Source organism: Streptomyces sp. ATLC9, from assembly GCF_057196705.1.
On the sequence record NZ_JBXUOY010000218.1, the window covers coordinates 1 to 8984 of the forward strand.

An 8984-nucleotide genomic window follows, 5' to 3' on the forward strand; every position below is an offset into this window, starting at 1 on the left:
CGCCGCCCCCGCCGGCCGGCGCGCCCCCCCCCCCCCCCCCCCCCCCCCCCCCCCCCAGGACTCCGGCCGGGGACCGCTCAGAAGGCGGCCTCGTCCAGCTCCATCACCGACAGGTCGGTGGCCTCGGCGATCCGCCGCTCGACGCCGACGCCCGGCAGGATGTTCGCGGCGAAGAACTTCGCGGCGGCGATCTTGCCCTCGTAGAACGCCCTGTCCTTGGCGGCGGCGCCCGGCAGCTTGTCGGCGGCCACGGCGGCGCCCCTGAGGAGCAGGTAGCCGACGACGACGTCGCCGGAGGCCATCAGCAGACGGGTGGTGTTCAGGCCGACCTTGTAGATGGACTTGACGTCCTTCTCGGTGGCGGCCAGGTCGGTCAGCATGGTCCCGACGATGGCCTCCAGGTCGCCCGCGGCCCCGGCGAGCCGCTCGCGGGCGCCGGCCAGGTCCTCGCCGCCGGCGGCCTCGGCCAGGAACTTCTTGATCTCCTCGGACAGGGCGGTCAGCGCCTGGCCCTGGTCGCGGACGATCTTGCGGAAGAAGTAGTCCTGGCCCTGGATCGCGGTGGTGCCCTCGTAGAGGGTGTCGATCTTGGCGTCCCGGATGTACTGCTCGACCGGGTACTCCTGCAGGTAGCCGGAGCCGCCGAAGGTCTGCAGCGACTGGGCGAGCTGCTCGTAGGACTTCTCCGAGCCGTAGCCCTTGACGATCGGCAGCAGCAGGTCGTTCAGGCGCTTGGCGGCGGAGGCGTCCTCGCCGGCGGCCTCCTTGGCCAGGACCTCGTCCTGGACGGTGGCGGTGTAGAGCACCAGCGAGCGCATGCCCTCGGCGTACGCCTTCTGCGTCATCAGCGAGCGGCGCACGTCGGGGTGGCGGGTGATGGTGACGCGCGGGGCGGTCTTGTCCGTGAACTGGGCCAGGTCGGCGCCCTGGACGCGCTCCTTGGCGTACTCCAGCGCGTTGAGGTAGCCGGTGGACAGGGTGGCGATGGCCTTCGTGCCGACCATCATCCGCGCGAACTCGATGATCTTGAACATCTGGCGGATGCCGTCGTGCTTCTCGCCCATCAGCCAGCCCTTGGCGGGGGCGTTGGCGCCGAAGGTCATCTCGCAGGTGTTGGAGGCCTTCAGACCCATCTTGTGCTCGACGTTGGTGGCGTGGACGCCGTTGCGCCCGCCGAGCTCGCCGGTTTCCCAGTCGAAGTCGTACTTGGGCACGATGAACAGGGACAGGCCCTTGGTGCCCGGGCCGTGGCCCTCGGGGCGGGCGAGGACGAAGTGCACGATGTTCTCGGACATGTCGTGCTCACCGGAGGTGATGAAGCGCTTGACGCCCTCGATGTGCCAGGAGCCGTCGTCCTGCCTGGTCGCCCTGGTGCGGCCGGCGCCCACGTCGGAGCCCGCGTCGGGCTCGGTGAGGACCATGGTGGAGCCCCACTGGCGGTCCGCCATGAGCTTGGCTATCTTCTTCTGCTCCTCGGTGCCCTCGTCGTGGAGGACGCCGGCGAAGGCGGGGCCGGACGCGTACATCCACACGGCCGGGTTGGAGCCGAGGATGGTCTCGGCGAAGGCCCACAGCAGGGAGCGCGGCACGGTGGTGCCGCCGATCTCCTCCGGGATGCCCAGCCGCCACCACTCGGCGTCCATGTACGCCTGGTAGCTCTTCTTGAAGGACTCCGGGACCGGAGCGGTGTTGGTCTCGGGGTCGAACACCGGCGGGTTGCGGTCGGCGTCCTCGTAGGAGGCGGCCAGTTCGTTCTCCGACAGGCGGGCGACCTCGGCCAGCACGCTCTTGGCGGTCTCGACGTCCATCTCCGCGAACGGGCCGGTGCCGTACACCGTGTCGCGGCCGAGTACCTCGAAGAGGTTGAACTCGATGTCGCGGAGATTCGACTTGTAGTGCCCCATGGCGACGGCTCCGTATGGATAGGGGGAGGAGACTCCTCCCTACGCGTACCAGAAAGTAGCTCTCATCATGCTACCCGCCGGTAATAAGAAGCAACCCGATTCGCGCGACTGTGACGGAACTCCCCGGAGCGCGCCCTGACTCCGGACCGCTCCGCCGCGGGGCGGCGGAGCGGTCCGGAGTCGTTACGCTTAGCCCATGTACGGCTACGACCAGACCGGAAACGCGGGGCACGCGGGGCAGCACGCCGGTCACGGCGGCCACACCGGCCATCCCGGGCACGGCGCGCACGCCGGGCAGCACTACGGCCAGCAGCCGCCGCAGGCCGGCTACGGCCACCAGCAGCCGCTCTACCCGGAACCCTCGCCGCCGTCGCTGGCCGAGGCCGTGCGGGCCTTCACCACCGGGGTGATGACCCCCGAGGACTTCCAGGCGGTCTTCGCCACGTCGAAGGTGTACTGCCCGCGCGGCGACACCCCGGGCTTCCTGGCGCTGCACAACACCCAGCAGCCGGTGATCCCGATGTTCACCACGCTCAAGGAGCTGCGCGCGTACGCGGGCAAGGAGTCGAAGTACTTCGTGATCACCGGCGCGGAGGTGCTCGACCTGCTGCCGTCGGGCTACGGCTTCGTGCTGGACATGGAGGGCGACCACCGGATCGTCTTCGACGCCAAGGCGGTCGAGGAGATGGTCGACTTCGCGATGCGCCGGATGTACGGCTGATCCGTCCGCGGGGCGGCCGACGCCCCCGGCCCCCCGGCGACGCCTGACGCGGCGCGCCCGGCGGTTCAGCCCCGGTCCGGCCCTTCCCGGGCCTCGTGGAGCTCGAACCAGATGCTCTTCCCCGTGCCCATGGGCTCCACCCCCCACGAGTGCGCCAGCATTTCCAGCAGCATCAGACCGCGCCCGTGGGAGGCGAGCTCGCCGGGGTCGCGCGGGTGCGGCGGCTCGTCGCTGGAGTCCGAGACCTCGACGCGCAGCCGCCGCGAGCCGGGCTCGCCCTCCAGCCCGACGGCGAGGGCCGCGTCCCAGTCGGTGTGGACCAGGGCGTTGGTCAGCAGCTCCGACAGCATCAGGACGGCGCCCTCCACCTGGTCCTCCGGCGCCCAGTCGAACATCAGCTCCCGCAGCCGGTGGCGGGCGTCGGAGATGCGGACCTGCTCGCTCTGGGACACCGACATCACCAGGCGGCGGGCGAGGGGGTGCGGGAACCTGTCCGGCGCGCCGCCCTCGCGCTTCAGCAGCATCAGCGCGATGTCGTCCTCTCGCCCGCCCGCGCGCGGTTCCATGCCGTGACCGGTGCCGGTCACGTGGCGGCTCGGGGCGCCGTGCATCGCGCGGATCAGCGTGTCGGCGAGGTCCTCCGGCGATCCCCCGTGCTCCCCCAGTACCTTGCGCAGCCGCTCCCATCCGGCGTCGTAGTCCAGGCCGCCGGCCTCGATGAGCCCGTCGGTGCACATCAGCAGCGTCTCGCCCCGGCCCAGCACCACCCGGGTGATGGGGTAGTCGGCGCCGGCGACGATCCCCAGCGGCGGTCCGGGCGCCACCGCGCAGGTCAGCACCGCTCCGTCGGCCAGGCGGAGCACCGGGTCGGGGTGGCCGGCGCGGGCGACGTCGAGCGCGCCGTCCGGATCGGCCTCCACGTACAGGCAGGTGGCGAAGCGGTGGTCGTCGCCGGAACCGGCGTCCGCCCGCTCCGCGGCGCCGCCGGGCTCGGGCAGGTCGCCGGTCTCCATCCCGGCCAGGAAGCGGTTGGCGCGGGCGAGCACCGCGTCGGGCCGGTGCCCCTCCGCGGCGTAGGCGCGCAGCGCGATCCGCAGCTGCGTCATGACCCCCGCGGCGCGCACGTCGTGCCCCTGTACGTCGCCGATCACCAGGGCGGTGCTGCCCGACGGCAGCGGGATCACGTCGTACCAGTCGCCCCCGACCTGGAGGCCGCCGCCGGCCGGCAGGTACCGGCTGACCACCGTCATGCCGGGGACGGCGGTGCGCTGGGCGGGCCGCATGGTGCGCTGGAGGCTGTCGGCCAGCTCCCGCTCGGACTCCCGCACGTACACCCGCGACAGGGCCTGCGCCAGCATCCGCGCCACCGACACCAGCAGCCGGCGCTCGTCGGAGGTGAAGGGGACCAGGTTGTCGAAGGCGAGCAGCCAGGTGCCGATCGTCCGGCCGTTCACGGTCAGCGGCAGATAGGCCCAGGCCCGGCGCCCGTAGTCCTCGAGCAGGGGCCAGACGGCGGGAAAGCGGCGACGGTACTCGTCGGGGGAGGACAGGTAGACGGCCCGGCCGGTGCGGACGGCCACGCTGCCGGGGTAGTCGCTCTCCAGCGTTATCTCGCCGAAGGCCGGCTGCCGGTGCGCCTCCGGCCCGTAGTAGTTGATCGGCGCCAGCCGGTTGCCCCTGACGGCGTAGATGACCAGGAAGACGGGGTTGAGACCGGGCAGCGACATCTGGGCCGCCACCTCGAGCACCTCCTGGGTGGTCTGTGCCGTGGCCAGTGCCCGCCCCGTGTCCATCAGGAAGGCCTCGCGCGAGTGCCGCCACCCGGCGGTGGCCGGGTCCTGTGATGCGGAGGAGTGCACGACCGGTGGGGACGTGGTCGGCGGCCGTGCGGGGAGGATCTCCGCCGGGCGTGCCTCCAGGGGGGCCTCCGAGGTGTCCGAGCCGAGCCCGGCGGGATGGGCCGACCAGGGGATCTCGGTCAGCAGCCCGTACAGCACGAAGGACCGGCCCGGCTCCGTCTCAGTCTCCGGTTCGGGCCGGGGCCGCTCCGCCAGGGCCAGCCGGTTGCGCACGACCCGCAGGACGGTGCCGTCCGGCGCCACCACCCGCTGCAGCGCCTCCGCGATGGTGCCCTCGGCGATGGCCAGGGCGCCGACGTTGGCCAGTTCGGCGTAGTCGAGGGCGTGGAAGCGGGAGCGCAGGGCGTTCTCGGTCAGGACGGTCTCCTCGGGGGGCAGGCCCAGCAGCCGGGCGGCGGTGGCGTCCAGCGTGATGACGCCGGCCGTGTTGTCCCAGCGCCACAGGCCGACCCCGGTAGCCGCGAGAATGTCCTCAGTGTGCACTTTTCCACCTTATGTGGTCATTCCCGGGGGCACCCGGCGGAAGGCGGCCGGACGGTAGTCTGTGGGGCGTGTGCGCCCCCTCGCCGACGAGCGGCCGGCGGCCCGACACCAACCGACAACCTGACGACTTGGACGAGTGATGCATCGGTACCGGTCCCACACCTGCGGCGAGCTCCGTGCCGCGGACATCGACACGGATGTCCGCCTCTCCGGCTGGCTGCACAATCGGCGGAACCTGGGCGGCATCCTCTTCATCGATCTCCGCGACCACTACGGGATCGTCCAGCTCGTCGTCCGTCCCGACACCGCCCCCTACGAGGCGCTGAGCTCGCTCTCCAAGGAGTCCGTCGTCCGCGTCGACGGCCGGGTCGTCGCCCGCGGCGAGGAGAACGTCAACCCCGAGCTGCCCACCGGCGAGATCGAGGTCGAGGTCACCGGGGTCGAGGTGCTGGGCGCCGCCGACCCGCTGCCGTTCACCATCAACACCGAGGACGGCGTCAACGAGGAGCGGCGCCTGGAGCACCGCTTCCTCGACCTGCGCAAGGAGCGCATGCACCGCAACATCATGCTGCGTTCGGCGGTCATCTCCACCATCCGGCAGGAGATGACGGCGCTCGGCTTCAACGAGATGGCCACCCCGATCCTGTCGGCCACCTCCCCCGAGGGCGCGCGCGACTTCCTGGTGCCCTCCCGGCTGCACGCGGGCAGGTTCTACGCGCTGCCGCAGGCCCCCCAGCAGTTCAAGCAGCTGCTGATGATCGCGGGCTTCGACCGCTACTTCCAGATCGCGCCCTGCTTCCGTGACGAGGACGCCCGCGCCGACCGCTCGCCGGGCGAGTTCTACCAGCTCGACATGGAGATGAGCTTCGTCGAGCAGGAGGACGTCTTCGGCGTCATCGAGAAGGTGATGACCGACCTCTTCGAGAAGTTCGGCAACGGACGCCACGTCACCTCGCCCTTCCCGCGCGTCCCCTTCCGCGAGGCGATGCTCAGGTACGGCAGCGACAAGCCGGACCTGCGCGTGGGGCTGGAGCTGACCGATGTCTCCGACGTCTTCGCCGGCTCGGACTTCAAGGCGTTCGCGGGGAAGCACGTGCGCGCCCTGGCCGTGCCCGGCACCGCCGGCCAGCCGCGCAAGTTCTTCGACCAGATGGGCGAGTTCGCCGTCTCGCAGGGCGCCAAGGGCCTGGCCTGGGTGCGCGTGGGCGACGACGGCAAGCTGACCGGCCCGATCGCCAAGTTCCTCACCGGGGAGAACGTCTCCGCGCTGCTGTCCCGGCTGGACGCCGGTCCGGGCACGGCCGTCTTCTTCGGCGCGGGGGAGTTCGACGAGGTCTCCAGGATCATGGGCGCGGTCCGCGTCGAGGCCGGGCGCCGCACCGGCCACTTCGAGGAGAACGTCTTCCGCTTCTGCTGGATCGTCGACTTCCCGATGTTCGAGAAGAACGAGGACACCGGGCAGATCGAGTTCTCCCACAACCCGTTCTCCATGCCGCAGGGCGGCCTGGAGGCGCTGGAGACCAAGGACCCGCTCGACATCCTGGCCTGGCAGTACGACATCGTCTGCAACGGCGTGGAGCTGTCCTCCGGCGCGATCCGGAACCACGAGCCGGAGATCATGTACAGGGCCTTCGAGATCGCCGGCTACAGCCGTGAGGAGGTCGAGCGCGAGTTCGGCGGCATGCTGCGCGCCTTCCACTTCGGCGCCCCGCCGCACGGCGGCATCGCCCCGGGCATCGACCGCATCGTGATGCTGCTGGCCGACGAGCCCAACATCCGCGAGACCATCGCCTTCCCGCTCAACGGCAACGCCCAGGACCTGCTGATGGGCGCCCCGAGCGAGGTCGACGAGGCCCGGCTGAGGGAGCTGCACCTGTCGGTGCGCAAGCCCCCGCGGGTCAAGCGGGCCGACTGACGGGAGCACGGCGGGAGGGCACGCAGTCCACCGGACGGGCCGGGACCGCACCGCGGTCCCGGCCAGTCGCCGGAGCGGTGGCGCTGCCAGCCGGCGGGGGCCGGGCGGCGGGCGGCCTCGTAGGTCCCGGCCCGTCCGTGTCCCACGGGAGGCGGCGGCTCACAGGAACCGGCGGATCGGCGTGACGGCGGCCTCCCGGGCCCGCTGCAGAGCCGACCGCCTGCGCCAGCGGGCGCCCACGATGCGCACGCTCCGGCGCAGGTCCGCGGTGAAGTCCCGGTCCAGCCCAGCGGTGAAGTCCTCGTCCAGGGCGACGAGCATGACCTCCTCGTCGTGGTCCATCGAGCGCCGGTTGAGGTTGGTGGAGCCCACCAGTGAGGCGACCCCGTCCACCGTCACGATCTTGGCGTGCATCATCGACGGCTGGAAGTGCCAGATCCGCACCCCGCACGCCAGCAGCTCCTCGTAGTGGTTCTGCCCGGACAGCTGGGACGCCCGCTGGTCGGTGTGCGGGCCGGGCAGCAGCAGCTCCACCTCCACCCCGCGGCGCGCGGCGGCGCACAGCATCCCGACGAAGTACGGGTCGGGCGCGAAGTACGCCGTGGCCAGCCGTACGCGCTCCTGCGCCGTCTCCAGCACCACCCGCAGCAGCGTCTGCATGTCCTGCCAGCCGAAGCTGGCCGAACCGCGCACCACCTGCACCACCGAGCCGCCCCGCGTCCCGTGCTCGACGAAGCGGTCCCGCTCGTCGAACAGCACCTCCGAACACTCCGCCCAGTTCTGCGCGAACGCGGCGGCGATGCCGTCCACGGCCGGGCCGCGCACCCGCACATGGGTGTCGCGCCACTCGCTCTCGTCGCGGGCGTCGCCGCACCACTCCTCGGCGATCCCCACCCCGCCGGTGAAGGCCGTCCGCTCGTCCACCACCAGCACCTTGCGGTGGCAGCGGTGGTTCTGCTTCAGCGGGGAGATCCACAGCGGCTTGCGGAACCAGGCCACCCGCACCCCGGCCCGGTCCATCTCCTCCAGCAGGTCCTTCTCGATCAGCCGGCTGCCGAAGCCGTCCAGCAGCAGCCGCACCCGCACCCCGGCGCGGGCACGCTCGGCCATGACATGGGCGAACTCGCGGGCGATATCGCCGCGCCAGTACACGAACGTCATCATGTCGACGGTGTGCTCGGCGGCCCGGATGCTCTCCAGCATCGCCGGGAAGATCTCGTCACCGTTGCGCAGCGCCGTCAGTTCGTTCCCCTCGGTGGCGGCGATCCCGATCAGCCGCTCCAGCCGCCGCCGCAGCCGCCGCTTGCGCTTCTCCGCCTCGTCGTCCACGACGCCCATGGACCTTTCCTCCCGGACTCCCGGACTTCCGCCGAATCGAAAATCCTCTCGGTCTGCTTGTGCCCACCGATCCGGTTCTCAGGGATGCCGGGCGCGAGTCGGGGCAGACGGATGCGACACACGGCTTCTGTGGTCGGGACGACACGGGGCGATATGACCGGATGAGAGACGACGTGAGGAGTGACCATGGTGGTCGCCGGTGTGATAGCAGGGTGCGTGGTCCTGGCCGTTCTGGCCTTCGTGGTGCCGCGCCTGTCCCGCCACCCCGAGCGCGGCGCGCAGCGGTCCCTGGGACTGGGCGCCCGGGCGGGGGGCAAGGCCCCCGGTCCGCTGGGGCGCTGGCTGAGCAAGCCGTTCGGCAAGAGTTCCCGGGCGGTGGGACGCAGCGGTTCCGCGGGCCGCCGCGCCCGCGGCCGGCTGCCGTTCTGACTCCCGTTCCCGCCGTGGTCCGGCCATCCGGGCGCACACGCGGCATGCGCCGCCGCCCGGGACGGGAAACGAGGAGAGGGAAGCGGTCGCGGGGCGCGCACCCTCCCCGTGGCCGCCGCAGCCCCCGATGTGGATTCCTCCGGAAGGGAGACCGCAGTGAGTCGGTACACCGACGCCGCGCAGGGCGGCGAACCCGCGCTTCTCGCCGAGGGGACGAGCCTCCCCGGCGGGCTGACCATCACCCTGGTGTTCCTCGCCATCGCGGCCGCCTGTCTGGCCGCCGCCTATCTGGTCAAGCGCAGCGCACGGCGGTAGTACGGGGCGCCGCCCCGTAC

At 71.7% G+C, this 8984-nt stretch carries 7 protein-coding genes; 4 read left to right on the plus strand and 3 right to left on the minus strand.

The features are described 5' to 3' along the window. Nucleotides 1-77: 77 nt before the first annotated feature. Nucleotides 78-1904 (minus strand): acyl-CoA dehydrogenase, encoded by a 1827-nt coding sequence (locus AC2CJA_RS20095; protein WP_484604085.1) that lies wholly within the window; start codon nucleotides 1902-1904, stop codon nucleotides 78-80. Between the two features lie 196 nt (nucleotides 1905-2100). Here AC2CJA_RS20095 and AC2CJA_RS20100 point away from each other — a divergent pair, with 196 nt between their 5' ends. Next, nucleotides 2101-2625 carry an SseB family protein gene (locus AC2CJA_RS20100; protein ID WP_484604086.1) on the plus strand — a complete coding sequence of 175 codons (525 nt, stop codon included), beginning with the start codon at nucleotides 2101-2103 and terminating at the stop codon, nucleotides 2623-2625. Between the two features lie 65 nt (nucleotides 2626-2690). Here the strand turns inward: AC2CJA_RS20100 and AC2CJA_RS20105 are convergent, their stop codons facing one another. Beyond that, nucleotides 2691-4967, minus strand: coding sequence for a SpoIIE family protein phosphatase (locus tag AC2CJA_RS20105; RefSeq protein ID WP_484604087.1), 2277 nt, complete (start codon nucleotides 4965-4967; stop codon nucleotides 2691-2693). Nucleotides 4968-5106: 139 nt separating this feature from the next. On the opposite strand from AC2CJA_RS20105, the gene aspS reads away from it, so the two are divergent. Further along, nucleotides 5107-6882, plus strand: coding sequence for an aspartate--tRNA ligase (aspS, locus tag AC2CJA_RS20110; protein ID WP_484604088.1), 1776 nt, complete (start codon nucleotides 5107-5109; stop codon nucleotides 6880-6882). A gap of 159 nt (nucleotides 6883-7041) precedes the next feature. Here the strand turns inward: aspS and AC2CJA_RS20115 are convergent, their stop codons facing one another. Continuing rightward, the gene (locus AC2CJA_RS20115) at nucleotides 7042-8220 is read right to left on the minus strand and encodes a phospholipase D-like domain-containing protein (protein ID WP_484604089.1); all 1179 of its coding nucleotides are present in this window, start codon (nucleotides 8218-8220) and stop codon (nucleotides 7042-7044) included. 186 nt (nucleotides 8221-8406) lie between these two features. On the opposite strand from AC2CJA_RS20115, the gene AC2CJA_RS20120 reads away from it, so the two are divergent. Together AC2CJA_RS20120 and AC2CJA_RS20125 are read left to right on the plus strand one after the other, a co-directional pair. Then, nucleotides 8407-8649, plus strand: coding sequence for a DUF6411 family protein (locus tag AC2CJA_RS20120; RefSeq protein WP_241715621.1), 243 nt, complete (start codon nucleotides 8407-8409; stop codon nucleotides 8647-8649). Nucleotides 8650-8805: 156 nt separating this feature from the next. After that, entirely contained in the window at nucleotides 8806-8964 is a 159-nt protein-coding gene (locus AC2CJA_RS20125) for a hypothetical protein (RefSeq protein WP_206347279.1), read from the plus strand. Nucleotides 8965-8984 lie beyond the last annotated feature (20 nt).

What these genes read in the sequence shown, in the direction of transcription:
- AC2CJA_RS20095 (WP_484604085.1), bottom strand. Translation starts at nt 1,904, where the DNA reads ATGGGGCACTACAAGTCGAATCTCCGCGACATCGAGTTCAACCTCTTC.
- AC2CJA_RS20100 (WP_484604086.1), top strand. Translation starts at nt 2,101, where the DNA reads ATGTACGGCTACGACCAGACCGGAAACGCGGGGCACGCGGGGCAGCAC.
- aspS (WP_484604088.1), top strand. Translation starts at nt 5,107, where the DNA reads ATGCATCGGTACCGGTCCCACACCTGCGGCGAGCTCCGTGCCGCGGAC.
- AC2CJA_RS20115 (WP_484604089.1), bottom strand. Translation starts at nt 8,220, where the DNA reads ATGGGCGTCGTGGACGACGAGGCGGAGAAGCGCAAGCGGCGGCTGCGG.
- AC2CJA_RS20120 (WP_241715621.1), top strand. Translation starts at nt 8,407, where the DNA reads ATGGTGGTCGCCGGTGTGATAGCAGGGTGCGTGGTCCTGGCCGTTCTG.